Below are 18,176 nucleotides of genomic sequence, written 5' to 3'. Positions count from 1 at the left end.
CTTGCATGTGTTAGGCCTGCCGCCAGCGTTCAATCTGAGCCATGATCAAACTCTTCAATTAAAAGCTTGATGCTCAAAGATTACTTTCGTAATAAAACTATTGTAATAAATTACAAATGAATTACTGCTTGGTCACTCTTTAAGACTTAGTATATTTTTTGCCACCATTTACGTGAATAAATAGCAGCTTTGATACCGTCTTGTGAGTGCCCACACAGATTGTCTGATAAATTGTTAAAGAGCGGTGTTGTAGGAAGAAAACTTCCTGCAACACGGGCTGCGAATAATACGCTAACCCGCTTCAGAGTCAATCACTTAATTCACTCTGTCTTAATTCTTATCTGTCGGCTAATTTGTGAGGTTGCTCACAACGCCGTTCGATGGAGGCGCATTATAGGGAACGGATCTTTTTGCACAAGTGTTTTTTACTAAAATAATTTCATATGCACATTTTTTACTCTCCGGCCCCGTATTTAGTATTTTTTTTGAACAAAAAAGTCAGTTTTTTCGATCCGAATCGATAAAAAGGATCCGGATCACATAATATATCCTTTTGCGATCCATCAATCTTTAAGGTCTGAACAGATGTCAGAAAAACGATCCGACAGTTTACGCAGCTATCTTCATCATTCACCCACAATCGGCAGCCGAGTGATGATCGATCCTTCTTCTATTATTATTGGCCGGGTTAAACTTGACGATGACGCCAGCATTTGGCCTCTGGCCATAATACGAGGTGACGTTAACAACATTCGTATTGGAGCCAGAACTAATATCCAAGATGGGTGTATTTTACATGTTGCCCGTGTAACCGAATCTCACCCAGAGGGCTTCCCCCTGATCGTCGGTGAAGATGTTACGGTCGGACATGGCGTTATTCTTCACGGATGTATCATCGGTAACAGAAGCTTAATTGGTATGGGGTCCAGAGTTCTCGACGGCGCAACTATTGGAGATGATGTGATGCTTGGTGCCGGAAGCTTAGTTGCGCCGGGCAAACATCTTGAAAGCGGGTATCTCTATCTGGGAAATCCCGCCAAACGAATTCGTCCACTGACCACTGAAGAGGTAGAAGGCCTGCAAATTTCAGCTCGTAATTATGTCATGCTAAAAGATCAATATTTGCAGGATAGCCTTAAAGAATGACCCAGCCATCAACATCAAACTGTTGATCGATAATTAGGGCTTCAAATTCTTCTTCCAGATCCCAACGGTTGAGCCGGAATACAGAGAGATAATGCTCTGGTTTACCGTTGGAGCCATATCTCTCCTTCAACGATTCAGCCCTGATACAGCAATTAATCAAAAATCCATTGACCAATGCAGTACAGATCACTGCATTTCGGATTGGATCCCACTCTTCACAATCCGCAAACTGAATCGCCTGATTCACTTAGCCAGATCCTTTCTTAGTTCATCCATCACGCTTTCGATATCGGGCATTACGCCGTTCCAGAGTTCAAATGCATGTGCAGCCTGCCCCACCAGCATTCCTAAACCATCTGCATAATGGGTGGCGCCATGAGAGACGGCCCAACGAAGAAATGGTGTAAGTCCGGATTGATAAAACATGTCATAACAGGCGGTATTTTCAGTTATCAACGTCGAGCACAGCGGAGGAATATCACCATTAACGCCGGAGGATGTTGCATGGATAATCAGATCAAACCGATTACCCGTAAGTTTATCCAGTTCACTCACTTCAATTATTCCGACGCCTGAAAACAGATCGGCAAGTACCTTAGCTCTGGTATATGTACGGTTAGTAATCACTAACTCACAACCGAATGACAATAGCGGTAAAATAACACCCCGGGCAGCCCCGCCGGCACCAACTAATAGAATCCGGCTCCCCGCCTTGATCATCCCCAGCCGCTGTAAATCGCTTAATAGGCCAATACCATCGGTATTGTCCCCCAGCAATCGCCCATCATCCAATTTCTTAATGGTATTAACTGCGCCGGCAGATGCTGCCCGCTCAGTAAGCTCATCACAAAAGGCATAGGCTTTCTCTTTGAATGGCAGAGTGATATTTGCACCTTTAGCGCCGGCAGCAAAAAAAGCAGAAATTGCCGCCTCAAAACCATCTAACGGTGCTAGTTGAGTCTTGTAGCTCAGGCTAATTCCACTGTTTTGAGCAAATAGCTGATGAATACGCGGTGATTTACTGTGTCCGATCGGATTACCAAAAACGGCAAACTGTTGCATAAAACCCCTATAAAATTGTTTTCTATCCTTGCCGGAATAATTTTCCGGTTAATGCATCTCTAATCTCTGACGGGTTTTGCCTGCCACCGACATTGCCGGATAGCACGGGGAATGTATGACCAAATTGCTGATAAACGCATTCTTCAGTGCGGCAGGGCTCTAGCCCGCTCAGATTAGCACTGGTTGATACGAGTGGTTTACCAAATGCCAAACACAGTTCCCTTACCTGTAAGTGATCGCTCACTCTGACCGCAAGAGAGTTAAACCGACCTGTCAGCCACTTAGGTGTAGACTCTCGAGCAGGCATAACCCAGGTTACCGGACCCGGCCAAAAAGAAAATATATGTTCTTTTTGGCCATTTGTTAATTGCTCATCATCAATATAAGGCAGCAGTTGTTCATAGCTCGCGGCAATTAAGATAAGTCCCTTCTCCCAGGACCTTTGCTTTAGCTGTAACAGTGATTCAACAGCCTGCTGGCTGTCAGGATCGCAACCAAGGCCAAATACGGCTTCGGTCGGATAGGCAATAACCTGTTGTTCATGGAGCTGATTAACAATTGAAAGTAAATTATTCTTCATTTTTATCTGTAGATTCATCGATAGGAACTTGTTTGCCACATAGCTTACTGGCACAAAACAAACGAACACCTTGAGATGTGCGCTTTTCTAAAAGTAGAGGATAGTTGCAAACTGCACAAGTGCCAGCAACTGGCGTATGGTTCAACGTAAACTGGCACTCGGGATAACGGTCACACGAGTGAAAGACCTTACCATAACGCGATTTTCTCTGAAGCAACTTGCCGTCTTTGCACTGAGGACAGGCGATGTGGGTCTCATCCGGTTTATCGATAGATGCAATATACTCACAGGCAGGATAGCTGCTACAACCAATGAACATGCCATATCGCCCTTGACGTAAAACCAGAGTCTCATTGCACTGAGGACAATATTGCCCTTCGAGGACTTTAACAACATGACCATCACTTTGTGGTTTAAAAGAGAGTATGTAAGTACATTCCGGATAGCGTGAACATCCCTTAAATGGGCCTTGTTTCCCGCTACGAATAACTAGTGGTGCACCACATTCCGGACAAACCTCTTCATTTTTACCTGCGAACAATGCTGTTTTAGTCATAGCGATATTGTTATCCGATAAACACAATCAGAGGGCCCCTATACATTTGCCTAGACCGCTCAAGTTGATTAATGCCATTAGTCTACCTGATTAGGGATATATTTATACTGGCTTTAAAAAACTCACTATTTGATTCTGACATAGCCTCCCTGAACGGATGTAATCGCCCCCAAAAGCTCAAGATCCAATAGCTGAATAGCCACATCACTCGCCGAAAGCTTAGCCCTTTCACCAATAAGATTGGCCGGGGTCGGTTGATACCCCACATGGTCCAGCAATGATGGGAATTGAAGTTTGGATTCCACCTCATCGCTATCTTCATGCTCTTGTAATGGTAAAAGCTCCGGATATAACGGACCTAATTGTTCAAGCACCAACCAGCGCAATGAGCTATTCAGTATTTCAATAATATCCGTTGGTTGAGCAACAAGATTGGCACCTTGCTGAATAAGGCTATGGGTTCCTTCACTATTGCGGCTACCTAAAGGACCGGGTATGGCGAAAACTTCTCGCCCCTGTTCTAGTGCATATTTGGCAGTAATTAACGAACCACTACGCATTTCCGCTTCAATGACTAATACACCCAGACTTAGCCCACTAATAATTCGATTACGCTTTGGAAAATATTCGGCCCTTGCTGCTTCAAAGGGTAAAAACTCAGACACTAATGAACCACCGCTGTCTAATATTTGCTGAGCTAACCGAAGATGCCCTCGGGGGTGAATACGGGAGAGTCCGCTACCTAATATTGCAACGGTAATTCCACCACTAGCTAGCGCTCCTCGGTGGCTGATCCCATCAATGCCCATCGCTAACCCGCTGGTAATAACTAATCCTGCAGCAGCCAACTGCTGTGAAAAATAGCTGGCCCAGGTTTCACCGTAGTGGCTATAACACCGACTCCCGACCATCGCTAACTGGGGTTTACTCAGATTCCCCGGTTCACCGCTCACAAAAAGCGCTAATGGTGCACTCGGTGTATTACGCAATAATTCAGGATAATCGGCATCGATATAAGTCACTAAGTAATGATTAGGGAGTGCCAACCAGTCTAACCCTAGCTTCAGTGCAGCCTGATCCACTGCATTAAATTGTTGATGCTGTTTATCGCTAAAACCCAGCTGTAATAACAAATTGGCAGTAAGTACTAACTTTTGATAAGCCAACCCCTTAAGCCGACGGATATACTGTAATTTTTGGCCAGATATCATCAATAATCTTAGCCACCACTCTTCTCTTGTCATAGAACTCCCCATTACAGCCGCGCCATTCACCGATAGCTTAAACAGAGGGGAGAGTTGAGCCAGCTTAAAGTTTCAGCGTCCCACGGCACTACGCAAAATAAAATTACCCTAGCGGTTGAATTACATTTTCTATCGACATATATACGAAAAATAAACGAGCAGAGAAAAAACAATGAATAACAATCGGTTTACATGTTTATTCTCTGACTATATATGTAACTAACCCCCGTAGAGCGCCGCTGTCTATTGCTTCAATAGTTGACTGATACTGTCAATCAAAGCCGGAACGATCTAGAATATGGGGATAATCTTTAACACATTGAGATAGCGACCCAACGAAATATGGCCGTATTACCTGTATTACATTTTCCTGATGAAAGACTCCGGACCAAAGCAAAACCTGTTGCAGAGGTTACACCGGAGATCCAGCGTATTGTTGATGATATGCTCGAAACTATGTATGCCGAAGAAGGCATCGGGCTTGCTGCGACGCAGGTTAATATTCACCAGCGTATTATTGTTATTGATGTGTCAGAAGAACGCGATCGGCACTATGTCATTATTAATCCTGAGGTATTAGAGAAATCAGGTGAAACGGGTATTGAAGAAGGCTGTCTTTCAATTCCTGAATCACGCGGTTTTGTACCCCGTGCTGAAAAAATCAAAATCCGTGCTTTAGATCGCGACGGAAAAGCGTATGAAATAGAAGCCGATGATTTACTGGCTATCTGTATTCAACATGAAATGGACCATCTGGAAGGTAAACTATTTGTAGATTACCTTTCACCACTGAAACGCCAACGTATTCGCCAAAAGCTAGAAAAAATGGCTAAACAGGACGCGCGTGCAAAATAGCAGCGCGTCGTATTCCCTTTTTAATACAGCAGGTAATTGTGGTGTCTGAACCTTTACGGATTATTTTTGCCGGAACGCCTGATTTTGCAGCGCGTCATCTTGACGCGCTGTTTTCATCCCATCATAAAATTGTCGGCGTATTTACCCAACCTGACCGCCCGTCGGGAAGAGGAAATAAACTAACGCCTAGCCCGGTAAAACAGTTGGCGGAGCAACATCAGACTCCGGTATTTCAGCCGAAATCACTGCGCCCGATAGAGAACCAAGCGCTGGTTGAGCAGCTAAATGCAGATGTGATGGTCGTGGTTGCTTATGGCCTGATTTTACCACTGTCTGTATTAAACATGCCGCGTTTAGGCTGCATTAACGTACATGGTTCGTTATTGCCACGCTGGCGTGGTGCAGCGCCAATTCAGCGCTCATTATGGGCCGGGGACACTGAAACCGGCATCACTATTATGCAGATGGATGAAGGCCTTGATACCGGCGATATGCTGCATAAGCTGACTTGTCCTATATTACCCGATGATACCAGCGCCAGCCTGTATGATAAATTAGCCCGCTTAGGTCCACAGGCACTATTGAACACTCTGGAACAATTAGCCTCAGGCCAAACCATTGCAGAAAAACAAAATGATGCATTGGCAAACTATGCGGACAAGTTAAGCAAAGAAGAAGCCCGGATTGACTGGTCGCTGCCTGCCGTCCAACTGGAGCGCTGTATTCGAGCCTTTAATCCTTGGCCAGTAAGTTACCTCCTGATTGACGACCAACCGATAAAAGTCTGGAAGGCTGACGTTATAGACAGCCCCGCCAATGCTTTACCCGGCACAATCATCCAAGCCAATAAATCAGGTATTCAAGTTGCCACGTCGCAAGGAATATTGAATATGACAGAGCTTCAGCCGTCGGGCAAAAAGGCAATGTCAGCACAAGACCTGCTTAACTCTCGCCGCGAATGGTTTACTGTCGGTAACCGCTTAGCTTAAAAATAGCTACCCGTGAATGAGTCATTCATATAATGCGGGTAGTTTTTTATCATTATAATGAACGACCTAATGGCGCTAATGACTTTTGCCTATGAACAATAAATATAATCTTCGTGCTATTGCCGCAAAAGCTATTGGTCAAGTTCTTGACCATGGTCAGTCTTTGAGCGCTGTTCTTCCCGACCTACAAAAAACCATTTCAGATAAAGATAAAGGGTTACTGCAAGAACTCTGTTTCGGTACTTTGCGGGTTCTTCCTGAGTTAGAGGGCTATCTACAGCAGCTGATGGCAAAAGTTATGACGGGAAAACAACGCCCTCTCCATTACTTATTAATGGTTGGACTTTATCAGTTGGTTTATACCCGAATTCCCCCTCATGCCGCCGTTGCCGAAACCGTTAACGGCGCAGTTGCATTAAAACGCCCTCAAATGAAAGGGCTGATTAATGGCGTAATGCGTCAATTCCAACGCCAACAGCAAGAGTTAATTGAGCAAGCACAAACTCAGAACAGCCGCTTTTTACATCCCAGTTGGCTATTACAGAGAATACAGGCCGCTTATCCAGAAGAATGGCCGCAAATTGTCGAGGCTAACAATCAGAAGCCACCGATGTGGCTGCGCGTCAACCGCCAACACCATAGCCGGGATGAGTATCTGGCTTTACTGCAACAGGCTAATATCGAAGCCGTTGGCCATCCAGACTATCCGGATGCTATTCGGTTGTTGTCTCCATCTCCGGTTTCAACGCTACCCGGTTTTGAATTAGGCTGGGCTACGATTCAAGATGCATCAGCCCAAGGCTGTATTCCTTTTCTGCAACCCCAAAATGGTGAGTTTATCTTAGATCTGTGTGCAGCTCCGGGCGGTAAAACGACCCATATCCTGGAAGCGGCTCCTGAAGCTAAAGTTATGGCCGTTGATATTGATGAAAATCGCCTTAAGCGGGTTCATGAAAATTTAGCCCGACTAAGCCAGCAGGCCACCGTATTAACCGGTGACGGCCGAGCGCCTGAAAAGTGGTGTAACGACCAACAATTCGACCGAATATTACTTGATGCCCCATGTTCTGCAACCGGGGTTATTCGCCGCCATCCGGATATCAAATGGCTGCGTCGCAATAGTGATATAGCTGAACTGGTTTTATTACAGAAAGAAATTATTAATGCTATCTGGCCACGCTTGAAATCAGGGGGAACGATGGTTTACGCAACCTGTTCTATTCTTCCTGAAGAAAATAAATATCAGATAGATGATTTTGTCAGCAGCCACAGTGATGCTCAAGTTGTTAAAATTGGCCGTTCAGATTCACAATATCAACAAAATCTGCCATCACCGGAAGGCGGTGACGGGTTCTTTTATGCCAAACTGATTAAGGCATAAATTTTGTTAGTCGCAAAAAGCGTCTTCAGCGCTAAAAAGAGAACACCATGAAAATCATCATTCTCGGTGCTGGTCAAGTTGGCGGCACGCTGGCAGAAAATTTAGTCGGTGAAAATAACGATATAACATTGGTCGATAGTAATATCGTCCGCTTACGCCAACTGCAGGATAAGTTCGATCTTCGAGTTGTTCAGGGCCACGCCTGCCATCCGCGCGTGTTACGTGAAGCCGGTGCTGATGACGCTGATATGTTAGTGGCCGTCACCAATTCTGATGAGATCAATATGATCGCCTGTCAGATAGCCTACTCAATGTTTAACACGCCAAATCGTATAGCCCGAATTCGTTCGCCGGAGTATATCCGGGAAGAAGAAAAGCTGTTTCAACCTGAGATTATTCCCGTCGACCATATCATCTCGCCGGAAAAATTAGTCACTGACTATATTTACAAGCTAATTGAATATCCCGGGGCTCTACAGGTTGTTAACTTTGCCGAAGGAAAAGTCAGCATTGCCGGAGTTAATGCCTACTATGGCGGTCCTCTGGTCGGAAATGCCTTGTCTTCTTTGCGTGAGCATATGCCCCATATTGAAACCCGGGTCGCTGCTATTTTCCGTCAGGATCGGCCTATCAGGCCTCAGGCATCTACCGTAATTGAAGCCGGTGATGAAGTTTTTTTTGTCGCTGCCTCTCAGCATATACGCGCGGTAATGAGCGAATTACAAAGATTAGAAAAACCGTATAAAAGATTAATGATCGTTGGCGGAGGTAACGTAGGTGCCGGGCTGGCCAAACGATTAGAAAAAGACTATAGCGTAAAACTGATCGAACGCGACGCGGAAAGAGCCGCCGAATTGGCAGAGATCCTGCAAGATACCGTCGTTTTCTGCGGAGATGCATCCGATCAGGAGCTATTATCTGAAGAACATATTGAACAGATTGATGTCTTCATCGCATTAACCAATGATGATGAAGCTAATATTATGTCCGCCATGCTGGCTAAACGTCTCGGTGCCAAAAAAGTCATCGTACTTATCCAGCGGCACGCCTATATCGACTTGGTACAGGGAAGCGTTATTGATATCGCGGTTTCTCCACAACAGGCAACGATTTCAGCCCTATTAGGCCACGTGAGAAAAGCGGATATTGTCAGTGTATCAACCTTACGACGCGGAGTAGCTGAAGCTATTGAGGCTATTGCTCACGGCGATGAGACAACGTCTAAAGTTGTTGGCCGTCAGGTTGATAATATTAAATTACCGCCGGGAACAACCATTGGTGCACTGGTCAGAGGGGACGATGTCATTATTGCCAATCGGACCACCATCGTAGAACAAGGTGACCATGTCATTATGTTTTTGGCCGATAAAAAGTATATTACTGATGTAGAAAGGCTATTCCAGCCAAGTCCATTCTTCTTATAATAAGCGGGTTAGCTTATTTTATTGGCAGTAATCAATATAAATAAGCCCATCTATTTTCTCGATTATCTGGAAAAATAGTCACCTGTTGTTATGCTTATAGTACTGATTATGATTAAGGTATTTTGATATGAGTTTGCTTAAAGAATTTCGCGAGTTTGCAATGCGGGGCAACGTTGTTGACCTTGCTGTCGGTGTAATTATTGGTGCCGCTTTCGGTAAAATTGTATCGTCTTTGGTCTCAGATATTATTATGCCCCCTCTTGGCTTACTGATAGGCGGAGTCGATTTTAGGCAATTCACGCTAGAGTTACGTGAAGCCAGCGGCGATCTTCCTGCCGTTGTTATGCATTACGGCCTTTTTATTCAAAATATATTTGATTTCATCATTGTTGCCTTTGCTATCTTTATGGCAATTAAATTAATGAACCGGATGCGTCGTAATGAACCACCAGCGCCAGCAGCACCCGCTGAGCCAAGCGCTGAAGAAAAACTACTTACTGAAATCCGCGATCTGTTAAAACAGCAAAATAAGTAATCTTATCTGTTTTATCTAGAGCCTACTGTCTATCAAGCCCTATTCGTTCTCGCGAGTAGGGCTTTTTACTAAGTCCATTTATATCACCCGCACTCAATATCGGCATTCCCTAAATCTCCCCTATCTGGTTTTTATTCATTTGCACAAAAATAAACCACCAAATATGACTCAAACCCAAGCATTAACCAAATTTTAAAATTTAATTAACATTAAATGATGGCTGACCCGTGCCAGCTAGTATTAATTGGCCAAAGGTTAATTGTCGTTTTACACAACACCAGCGATGCGATGCGAAAAAGAAGATGTGAAACTTTACACGTTTTTGTAGCCATCCGATTTCCTATACTTTCCCAGTCAGATAACCATGCCGGGATAGGAAATAAAATGGCTATAGCACAACCAACAATCAAACACCTTTATCAAAGCCTGCAGCAAAGCGTCGAAGCCAGAGGTGAACACGCGGCAATCTGCTTTGAAGGGCATCGATATAGCTATGCTCAATTTAATCATAGCGTGAGCTTGAATATCCTCTGCCTGGCGGAAAACTTTAAGCTGAAAAAAGGTGATGTCATTGTGCTTGCTCTGGGCAACAGGCCTGAATTTTGCTCACTATTTTATGCAGCAATGGCCCTTGGCGTTATCGTTGTTCCTTTAAGCACCAAACTAAAATCTGACGATAGTCAGAATATTTTGGATTCGGTAGATGCCGAGGTGGTATTTTTTGACCCTGAATACCAGCCATGGCTGGCATCACCATCCCAAACTAAGCCTGACCACCGCATATCACTGTCAGATTGGCAATTTATGTTACGCAACGCTGATAATCACACCTTACCGAGCCCGATAACCGATACAGCGATTACGTCAGATGATATTGCAGCCATTATTTATACTTCAGGAACAACCGGCTCCCCGAAAGGGGCCGCTATTACCCATGGTAATTTTTTACATGCTATTACCGCTTATCAGCAAACGCTTAATTTAACATCTAAAGACAGTACCATTTTACCGATACCGATTTGTCATATTACTGGCCTTTCAGCGTTATTATGTTTATTCATTCATATTGGTGGAACTATTCATTTACACCAACGCTTTAATGCTGATGAAATACTTAAGGCCATAAGCCAATATGAAATAACGTTTCTTCATGGCTCTCCGACGGTATTTATTCTGCTAACTCAGGAAGCGGAGAAGCACCTTACTGAATATCACTATTCAAGCTTAAGAATGATCGCTTGTGGTGCCGGCCATTTAAATATAGGAATAATAAATAAACTATCTGAATTATTTCCTAATACTGAAATAAGACCTATATATGGCTTAACCGAAACAACCTCTCCGGCTAGCATATTTCCATTAGATGCCAGAGAAAGCAACAAGGTCGGTAGCTCAGGCTTACCTATTGCCGGGCTGGAATGCCAAATCAGAGATGATAGCAATCGCTTACTCACAACTAACGAAATCGGTCACTTATGGTTAAGAGGCCCTGTGGTGATAAAAGAGTATTGGAAAAATCCGCAAGCTAACCAGCAGTACTTTCAGGATGGTTGGTTTTATACCGGTGACATTGCCAGCCTAGATTCAGACAATTATCTGTTTATCAAAGATCGCAGTAAAGACATGATCAACAGGGGCGGAGAAAAGATTTATTGTATTGAAATAGAAAATCTTATATCCAATTATCCCGGCGTAAAAGACATCGCTATTGTGCCAAAACATAGTGAAATTTATGGTGAAGAAGCGGTCGCTTACATTGTTGCTCATCAAGATAGTCCATTAGTCAGCGATAATATTAGCCAATGGCTCTCAGATAAAATTGCCAAATTTAAAATACCATCAAAAATAATATTTATTCCGGAACTACCAAAGAATACAAATGGAAAAACCAATAAATTATTATTAAGACAAAAAGCCAACCTAATAAATTAATCAATAAACATTAGATAATGGAACAATAGATATAAAAGGAGATGCTCATCTGGATTTAATACGCCATTAACTTAATAAAAACAACATATATATAGCGGGTATGGATAACTATACCTAGCATGCCCATTAAGCTAATAGCACCCTACATTGATTAATAACCTCTATAAATGAGGGGAGATAATTAACCATGTCAAATACACAATCAAAAATAGCCGCATTAAGTCAGGCGGCTATAACCAATGCAAAAATATATAAGCACTTAATGCCGCTATTAATTATTGTTTATATTATCAGTTTTATTGATAGAACAAATATTGGAATAGCCAGAGCATCAATGTCGATAGACCTCGGGCTGTCGGCCACCTCCTATGGGCTCGGCGCAGGGCTATTTTTTCTCACCTACTCAACGATGGAAATCCCCAGCAATCTGATCATGGCCAGAGTCGGTGCTCGCTTCTGGATTACCCGCATAATGATCACTTGGGGCTTAATTTCCGCTGGCATGGCCTTTGTCACCGGACCAACATCGTTCTATGTGATGCGCCTGTTGCTTGGTGCGGCAGAAGCGGGTTTATACCCGGGTATTATATTGTATCTCACCTATTGGTTTGGAAGGGAAGAACGCGCCAGAGCCGTAGGTATGTTCCTTCTTGGTGTGTGTATCGCTAACATTGTTGGAGCACCGCTAGGCGGCGCACTATTAATGCTGGATGGCGTTGGCGGCTTACACGGCTGGCAGTGGATGTTCATTGTTGAAGGTATTCCTGCCGTTATTCTCGCATTCTATGTCTATGCCGTATTGCCAGACAAGCCTCGCGACGCAAAATGGCTAACCCCTGCCGATGTCGAATATATTGAAACTAAGCTGGAATCAGAACGACCTGTCGGCGTTGATAAAAACCAGAAATTCTCGTTTAAAACCGCATTTACCAATAAAACATTTATGTTGATTGTTGCGATCTACTTTACCCACCAAATCGCGGTTTATAGCCTGACCTATTTCTTGCCAAGCATCATTAATAGCTATGGCAAAATGACAACCCTCACATTGGGCTTATTAACTGCCATTCCATGGATTGCAGCCGCGATAGGCGGGTTCTTCTTACCTAAATATGCCAATACAGCAAAACGCTCACAGGTCATGTTGGTCTCTGGCTTCATGTCAATGGCTATCGGCTTTGTGATCGGTGCCCTCGGTGGCCCTGTTCTAGGGCTGATCGGATTCTGTATCGGTGCATCAATGTTCTTCGTTGTTCAGTCGATCATCTTTACCTATCCGGCCACGCTGATGAGCGGACATATGCTGGCAGGTGGCTTAGGTTTATTAGCCTGTCTGGGTATAACCGGTGGTTTCTTCGGACCTTACGTATTTGGCCTATTAGAAGATAAGACCGGATCGCCAAGTGCCGGCCTGTGGTTCGCCGTTGCCCTACTGCTCTGTGCCACCATTGGTGCGGCCTTGGTTAAACAGCCACCTAGCGTAAAAGAGATGCAGGACGCTGACGCTAAAAAATCTGAGAAGTAGTTTTATCAAAGTGGCCTTTCTAATTCTGAAAGGCTGCTGCATACCATCGGAACCATGCGGATATAAAGAAATAGAGGTTTTATGAAAAATAAAGTTATCACCGCTCAGCAGGCCGCGGCTTTAGTTAATGATGGCTCAACGCTTTGTACTATAGGGATGACGCTTATTGGTGCAGCGGAATCCATTCTTAAGGCGCTGGAGCAGCGATTTCTTGAAACGGGATCGCCCAATAACCTGACCTATATTCACTCAGCCGGGCAGTCTAACCGTGAACGTGGTAATCAACATTTCACATCACAAGGTATGGTTAAACGCATCATAGGCTCCCACTGGGGACTTGCTCCAAAATGGATGGAAAAGATTGCCTCGAACAAAGTTGAAGCTTTCTGCTTGCCTCAGGGACAGATTGTACACCTGTACACGGCGATGGCTGCCGGCCAGGCAGGGTATCTGTCAAAGGTAGGTTTGGGGACATTTATTGACCCGCGCATTGAGGGAGGAAAAATGAATAGCCTCACTCGCCAGCTTCCCGATCTGGTCGAAGTGGTCACTATGCGCGACGAAGAGTATCTGTTTTACCCTGCCCTACCGTTAGACACCGTTATCATCCGAGGAACCTCTGCAGATACCGATGGCAATTTAACCTGCGAAGAAGAAGCGATGAAGCTGGAAATTCTTCAGGCAGTACTTGCTGCAAAACGTTTTGGCGGAAAAGTCATTGCTCAGGTTAAGAACCTTGCTCAGAAAGGAACCCTTCATCCTAAGCAGGTGGTAGTACCGGGCAATTTTATTGATGCCATCGTAGTCTGTGACGATCCGCAGCAAGACCATCGACAAACGTCGTCCTGGTTCTACGATCCTTCTTACTGCGGCAACTTAGTGGCGCCTGCCAGTAAAGTCGAAAAGCTACCGCTGGACATTCGTAAAGTCATTGGCCGGCGCGCCTGTCAGTTTCTCTATCCCGAATGCGTTATCAATCTGGGTACCGGAATTCCTAACGACGTCATCGGAACCATCATTCACGAAGAAGGCATCAGCGATGAAATTACCATCACCGTTGAATCAGGGATCTATGGCGGGGTTCAAGCCGGAGGAGTGGATTTCGGTATTGGTAAAAACCTGACAGCGATGATCAACCACCAAGAACAAATGCTGTATTACAACGGTGTCGGCGTAGATATCACTTATATGGGGGCGGGAGAAATGGACGCTAACGGACATATCAATGCAACAAAAATGGGCGACCGATGCACCGGAGCCGGTGGGTTTATCGATATAACTCAAAATGCACACCACGTCGTGTTTTGTTCAACCTTTACCGCTAAAGGGCTTGAGGTCGAATTTAGTCACGGAAAAGTAAACATTATTCGCGAAGGTTCAATTAAGAAGCTAGTCAGCCATATCAACCAGATTTCCTACAACGGTGAGATAGCCCGCGGCAAAAAACAAAAGATGCATCTGGTTACAGAGCGAGCCGTATTTGAACTCACAGAACAAGGGCCAATGCTGATTGAGATAGCACCGGGGATCAACCTCGAATCAGACATTCTGCAACAGATGGAATTTATGCCACTGATCTCTGACTCCTTAAAACTAATGGATTCCTCACTGTTCTCTGAACCTAACTTTGATCTTAAAAGCACGCTGACCAACGGTTGAGCTAATTTTCTATTCATCATTAATCTGCCGTTGTCCATAACGGCTAAATAAAAATATAAGGAATGCACTATGTCATTAAAAAATAAGGTCGCCATTATCACAGGTTCAGGGCGAGGACTTGGCCGAGGTATTGCTCAGGTATTGGCTGAACAGGGGGCTGCTGTCGTTATATGTGACGTCGATAAAGAAAGTGGCACTAACACGGTACAAGAGCTCACTGATGCGGGACATAAAGCCATTTTTATTCCCTGCAATATTGCGATACGAGATGAAGTCAATCACCTGTTTTCAGAGGCAGAGCAGCAACTTGGTCCGATCGATATTTTGGTTAATAACGCGGGGATCAACCGAGATGCCATGCTGCATAAATTGACCGAAGAAAACTGGGATCTGGTCATGGATATTAATCTAAAGGGTACTTTTCACTGCATGCAGGAAGCCACTATTCGCATGCGTGAACGCTCTGCCGGCCGGATCATCAATATTTCATCAGCTAGCTGGCTGGGTAATATCGGGCAAGCTAACTACGCAGCCTCCAAAGCCGGTGTAATCGGGTTAACTAAAACAGCCTGCCGGGAGCTGGCCCGTAAAGGGGTTACGGTAAATGCGATTTGCCCGGGGTTTATTGAAACCGATATGACTAAATCTGTACCGGAAAAAGTCTGGGACATTATGGTCAGCAAAATACCGGCAGGATATGCAGGAGACCCGAGAGACGTTGGAAACTGCGTTGCTTTTTTAGCCTCTGATGAAGCTCGCTATATCAATGGCGAAGTGATTAACGTTGGCGGCGGCATGGTGCTGTAAGGAAAATAAAATGAAAAATGAAAATGATATTGTTGTTGTCAGCGGTGTACGTACTGCAATAGGTACCATGGGCGGAAGTTTTAAAGATGTCCACCAACACGATTTAGGTGCAGCCGTAATCAGAGAGGCCGTGGTTCGCGCTGGTTTAAAACCGGAACAAATAGACGAAGTTGTGGTAGGTAACGTCGGGCAAATTGCTGAAAGCGGTTTTATTGCCAGAATTTGTCAGTTACGGGCCGGATTACCTAATGAGACAACATCCTACTCCGTCAATCGCCAATGCGGCTCAGGCCTTCAGGCAATCGTCGACTGTATGATGGAACTTCAAACGGGAAATGCTGAGATTACCGTAGCCTGCGGAACGGAGAACATGACACAGCTTCCCTACTATATCCGCAAAGCCCGCTATGGCTATCGTTTGGGCCACGGCGAACTGGAAGATGGAATCATCTCTATCCTGACGTGGCCGGAAGGACCCTATCACAACGGAATGACGGCTGAGTTTACTGCTGAACGATTCAATATAACTCGCGAAGCTATGGATGAATTCGCCTGGAATAGCCAACAAAAAGCATTGGCTGCAATTAAAGCCGGCCATTTTGAATCACAGATCTTACCGTTAGAAATCAGAGAAGGAAAAAATACCCGTATCTTTGATACTGATGAACACCCGCGTGATACGCCTAAAGAGAAATATGCCCAGTTAAAACCAGCCTTCAAAAAAGACGGAACGGTAACGGCAGCGACTTCATCTGGTATCAACGATGGTGCAGGTGCTTTAGTTATCACAACCAGAGCCAAGGCAGAGCAACTCGGCCTCCCCATTAGAATGGTTATTCGTGGCTGGGCCGTTGCAGGATGTGAAGCTGAGATCATGGGCTTTGGCCCGGCTCCCGCAACTAAGAAGCTGATGAAAAAGCTAAATATGTCGGTTCATGACATTGACCTTATTGAGTTAAATGAAGCCTTTGCTGCCCAATCGTTGGCGGTGATCAACGATCTCAAACTCGATCCTGCAAAAGTAAACGTCAATGGTGGTGCCATTGCGCTTGGCCACCCCGTTGGTGCCAGCGGAGCCATCATTTCCGTCAAGCTAATGTACGAAATGGAACGACGCAATCTGAACACCGGTTTAGCCACTATGTGCATCGGCGGTGGACAAGGCATTTCCGTACTGTTTGAGCGTGAACGTTAATAAAACGATAAGGAGGAGCGTATTGCTCCTCCTCATTTAATAAACCTTCAGCCCGAATTTTTAAAGGACGGTTATGAATATTGTTATCGCTGTAGATTCATTCAAAGGGAGCTGTACCGCTCAACAAGCTTGCGAAGCTATCGCTTCTGGCTTAATCCGCTACTGCCCTGATATCACTACCAATCAATTACCGATTGCCGATGGCGGAGAAGGGTTATTACAAATACTGAATGCCAGCCCATTATTAAAGGGAAAAACAAATAGAAAAATGGCTGTCACTGGCCCTTATGGTCAGCAGATCAATGCCGAATATATCACCTTAGGCAAAGATAAAGCCATTGTAGAAATGGCTCAGGCCTGTGGATTAGAGCTGACGCCAAAAACGCTCAGAAACGCCCCAAAGGCTTCATCATACGGGCTCGGCCAGTTAATTAATCAAGTTTTAGATGAAGGCATTAGGCATATCATCATTGGCCTTGGAGGAAGTGCTACCAATGATGGCGGCATCGGGTTTGCCCAAGCTCTAGGCGTACAGTTTTTTGATAAAGATAACAACCTTATTCCCGAGCCTGCCACCGGTGAAGACCTTATTCGCATTTATCGTATCGACTTAGGCAAACTACACCCGGCAGTCAAAGATTCGCGCTTTGAAGCCTCATGTGATGTCAATAATCCTCTGCTCGGCCCCAATGGTGCAACGCATATTTATGGCCCACAAAAAGGGGCAAATCAGCAACAGTTGCAACAGCTGGAAATGGGTATGGTTAATTATCATCGGGTTCTATGCCATCAGCTAAACAATGATACAAACCTCACGCCGGGCGCGGGAGCCGCCGGGGGGATGGGAGCCGCATTAATGTGGTTTACTCAGGCAAAGCTTAGACCAGGTATCGAGCTAGTCCTTGAGCTATTAAATGCTGAGTCGCTCATACGCAATGCAGATTTAGTTATTACAGGCGAAGGGAAATTAGATAAACAAAGTAGCTTTGGTAAGGCTCCGGTGGGCGTCGCTAATCTGGCTGCAGCATATAATAAACCGGTCATAGCACTCGCTGGTACTCTTGGCGACGGCTCAGAGACTCTTTATCAGCATAATATTAATGCCATGTGGTCTATCTGTCCTGGCCCGATATCGTTAGAAAATTCAATGAAAAATGCAGAAGCACTGTTATCAGATACGGCAGAGGCATTAATCCGAACTATTCATATAGGAATGCGACTAAAGGCCCAATAAAGCACAACGCTTCAGTGACAAAGCACATTTCACATTATGATTGAGAATTTCA

The 18,176-nt window shown here is 44.8% G+C and carries 17 protein-coding genes; 12 read left to right on the top strand and 5 right to left on the bottom strand.

Features of this window, described 5'->3' with window-relative positions:
- The first annotated feature begins 585 nt into the window (after positions 1-585).
- Positions 586-1,146 (top strand): gamma carbonic anhydrase family protein, encoded by a 561-nt coding sequence (locus YWE_RS0117545; RefSeq protein ID WP_029095717.1) that lies wholly within the window; start codon positions 586-588, stop codon positions 1,144-1,146.
- Here the strand turns inward: YWE_RS0117545 and YWE_RS0117540 are convergent.
- The 5 genes from YWE_RS0117540 to dprA all read right to left on the bottom strand — a co-directional run bounded on the left by YWE_RS0117540 (position 1,136) and on the right by dprA (position 4,588).
- The gene (locus YWE_RS0117540) at positions 1,136-1,393 is read right to left on the bottom strand and encodes a DUF1488 family protein (RefSeq protein WP_029095716.1); all 258 of its coding nucleotides are present in this window, start codon (positions 1,391-1,393) and stop codon (positions 1,136-1,138) included. The genes YWE_RS0117545 and YWE_RS0117540 overlap by 11 nt on opposite strands.
- On the bottom strand, positions 1,390-2,208 hold the full coding sequence (aroE, locus tag YWE_RS0117535) for a shikimate dehydrogenase (protein WP_029095715.1): 819 nt from the start codon (positions 2,206-2,208) through the stop codon (positions 1,390-1,392). The genes YWE_RS0117540 and aroE overlap by 4 nt, the downstream gene beginning before the upstream one ends.
- A 22-nt stretch (positions 2,209-2,230) precedes the next feature.
- Positions 2,231-2,788, bottom strand: coding sequence for an L-threonylcarbamoyladenylate synthase type 1 TsaC (gene tsaC, locus YWE_RS0117530; RefSeq protein ID WP_029095714.1), 558 nt, complete (start codon positions 2,786-2,788; stop codon positions 2,231-2,233).
- Positions 2,778-3,344, bottom strand: a complete 567-nt coding sequence (locus YWE_RS0117525) for a DNA topoisomerase family protein (protein WP_029095713.1) — start codon at positions 3,342-3,344, stop codon at positions 2,778-2,780. The genes tsaC and YWE_RS0117525 overlap by 11 nt, the downstream gene beginning before the upstream one ends.
- 125 nt (positions 3,345-3,469) lie before the next feature.
- Entirely contained in the window at positions 3,470-4,588 is a 1,119-nt protein-coding gene (gene dprA / locus YWE_RS27660) for a DNA-processing protein DprA (protein ID WP_036016421.1), read from the bottom strand.
- A gap of 342 nt (positions 4,589-4,930) precedes the next feature.
- Here dprA and def point away from each other — a divergent pair, with 342 nt between their 5' ends.
- The 11 genes from def to YWE_RS0117465 all read left to right on the top strand — a co-directional run bounded on the left by def (position 4,931) and on the right by YWE_RS0117465 (position 18,124).
- Complete coding sequence (gene def / locus YWE_RS0117515) at positions 4,931-5,443, top strand: peptide deformylase (RefSeq protein WP_029095712.1); 513 nt, start codon at positions 4,931-4,933, stop codon at positions 5,441-5,443.
- Positions 5,444-5,484: 41 nt separating this feature from the next.
- A complete protein-coding gene (gene fmt / locus YWE_RS0117510; RefSeq protein WP_029095711.1) occupies positions 5,485-6,432 on the top strand; it encodes a methionyl-tRNA formyltransferase in 948 nt (315 codons plus the stop codon).
- Between the two features lie 91 nt (positions 6,433-6,523).
- On the top strand, positions 6,524-7,813 hold the full coding sequence (rsmB, locus tag YWE_RS0117505) for a 16S rRNA (cytosine(967)-C(5))-methyltransferase RsmB (protein WP_029095710.1): 1,290 nt from the start codon (positions 6,524-6,526) through the stop codon (positions 7,811-7,813).
- 47 nt (positions 7,814-7,860) lie between these two features.
- Positions 7,861-9,237, top strand: a complete 1,377-nt coding sequence (trkA, locus tag YWE_RS0117500; RefSeq protein WP_029095709.1) for a Trk system potassium transporter TrkA — start codon at positions 7,861-7,863, stop codon at positions 9,235-9,237.
- Between the two features lie 127 nt (positions 9,238-9,364).
- Positions 9,365-9,772, top strand: a complete 408-nt coding sequence (gene mscL, locus YWE_RS0117495; RefSeq protein ID WP_029095708.1) for a large-conductance mechanosensitive channel protein MscL — start codon at positions 9,365-9,367, stop codon at positions 9,770-9,772.
- Between the two features lie 384 nt (positions 9,773-10,156).
- On the top strand, positions 10,157-11,704 hold the full coding sequence (locus YWE_RS0117490; RefSeq protein WP_029095707.1) for a class I adenylate-forming enzyme family protein: 1,548 nt from the start codon (positions 10,157-10,159) through the stop codon (positions 11,702-11,704).
- Positions 11,705-11,891: 187 nt separating this feature from the next.
- A complete protein-coding gene (locus tag YWE_RS0117485; RefSeq protein WP_029095706.1) occupies positions 11,892-13,229 on the top strand; it encodes an MFS transporter in 1,338 nt (445 codons plus the stop codon).
- Between the two features lie 81 nt (positions 13,230-13,310).
- Entirely contained in the window at positions 13,311-14,888 is a 1,578-nt protein-coding gene (locus YWE_RS0117480) for an acyl CoA:acetate/3-ketoacid CoA transferase (RefSeq protein ID WP_029095705.1), read from the top strand.
- Between the two features lie 69 nt (positions 14,889-14,957).
- Positions 14,958-15,695 carry a 3-oxoacyl-ACP reductase FabG gene (gene fabG / locus YWE_RS0117475; protein ID WP_029095704.1) on the top strand — a complete coding sequence of 246 codons (738 nt, stop codon included), beginning with the start codon at positions 14,958-14,960 and terminating at the stop codon, positions 15,693-15,695.
- 10 nt (positions 15,696-15,705) lie between these two features.
- Positions 15,706-16,890, top strand: coding sequence for a thiolase family protein (locus YWE_RS0117470; protein WP_029095703.1), 1,185 nt, complete (start codon positions 15,706-15,708; stop codon positions 16,888-16,890).
- A 73-nt stretch (positions 16,891-16,963) separates the two neighbouring features.
- Positions 16,964-18,124, top strand: a complete 1,161-nt coding sequence (locus YWE_RS0117465; protein ID WP_029095702.1) for a glycerate kinase — start codon at positions 16,964-16,966, stop codon at positions 18,122-18,124.
- The last annotated feature ends 52 nt before the right edge of the window (positions 18,125-18,176 follow it).

Origin of the sequence: Budvicia aquatica DSM 5075 = ATCC 35567 (genome assembly GCF_000427805.1) — a bacterium.
Lineage (GTDB): Bacteria > Pseudomonadota > Gammaproteobacteria > Enterobacterales > Enterobacteriaceae > Budvicia > Budvicia aquatica.
This window is presented reverse-complemented; position numbering and strand designations above follow the sequence as displayed.

Coding starts and splice junctions, on each gene's coding strand:
- YWE_RS0117470 (WP_029095703.1), top strand. CDS start 15,706: ATGAAAAATGAAAATGATATTGTTGTTGTCAGCGGTGTACGTACTGCA.
- YWE_RS0117485 (WP_029095706.1), top strand. CDS start 11,892: ATGTCAAATACACAATCAAAAATAGCCGCATTAAGTCAGGCGGCTATA.
- tsaC (WP_029095714.1), bottom strand. CDS start 2,788: ATGAAGAATAATTTACTTTCAATTGTTAATCAGCTCCATGAACAACAG.
- YWE_RS0117480 (WP_029095705.1), top strand. CDS start 13,311: ATGAAAAATAAAGTTATCACCGCTCAGCAGGCCGCGGCTTTAGTTAAT.
- YWE_RS0117545 (WP_029095717.1), top strand. CDS start 586: ATGTCAGAAAAACGATCCGACAGTTTACGCAGCTATCTTCATCATTCA.
- YWE_RS0117490 (WP_029095707.1), top strand. CDS start 10,157: ATGGCTATAGCACAACCAACAATCAAACACCTTTATCAAAGCCTGCAG.
- YWE_RS0117465 (WP_029095702.1), top strand. CDS start 16,964: ATGAATATTGTTATCGCTGTAGATTCATTCAAAGGGAGCTGTACCGCT.
- rsmB (WP_029095710.1), top strand. CDS start 6,524: ATGAACAATAAATATAATCTTCGTGCTATTGCCGCAAAAGCTATTGGT.
- trkA (WP_029095709.1), top strand. CDS start 7,861: ATGAAAATCATCATTCTCGGTGCTGGTCAAGTTGGCGGCACGCTGGCA.
- aroE (WP_029095715.1), bottom strand. CDS start 2,208: ATGCAACAGTTTGCCGTTTTTGGTAATCCGATCGGACACAGTAAATCA.
- fabG (WP_029095704.1), top strand. CDS start 14,958: ATGTCATTAAAAAATAAGGTCGCCATTATCACAGGTTCAGGGCGAGGA.
- mscL (WP_029095708.1), top strand. CDS start 9,365: ATGAGTTTGCTTAAAGAATTTCGCGAGTTTGCAATGCGGGGCAACGTT.
- YWE_RS0117525 (WP_029095713.1), bottom strand. CDS start 3,344: ATGACTAAAACAGCATTGTTCGCAGGTAAAAATGAAGAGGTTTGTCCG.
- def (WP_029095712.1), top strand. CDS start 4,931: ATGGCCGTATTACCTGTATTACATTTTCCTGATGAAAGACTCCGGACC.
- dprA (WP_036016421.1), bottom strand. CDS start 4,588: ATGACAAGAGAAGAGTGGTGGCTAAGATTATTGATGATATCTGGCCAA.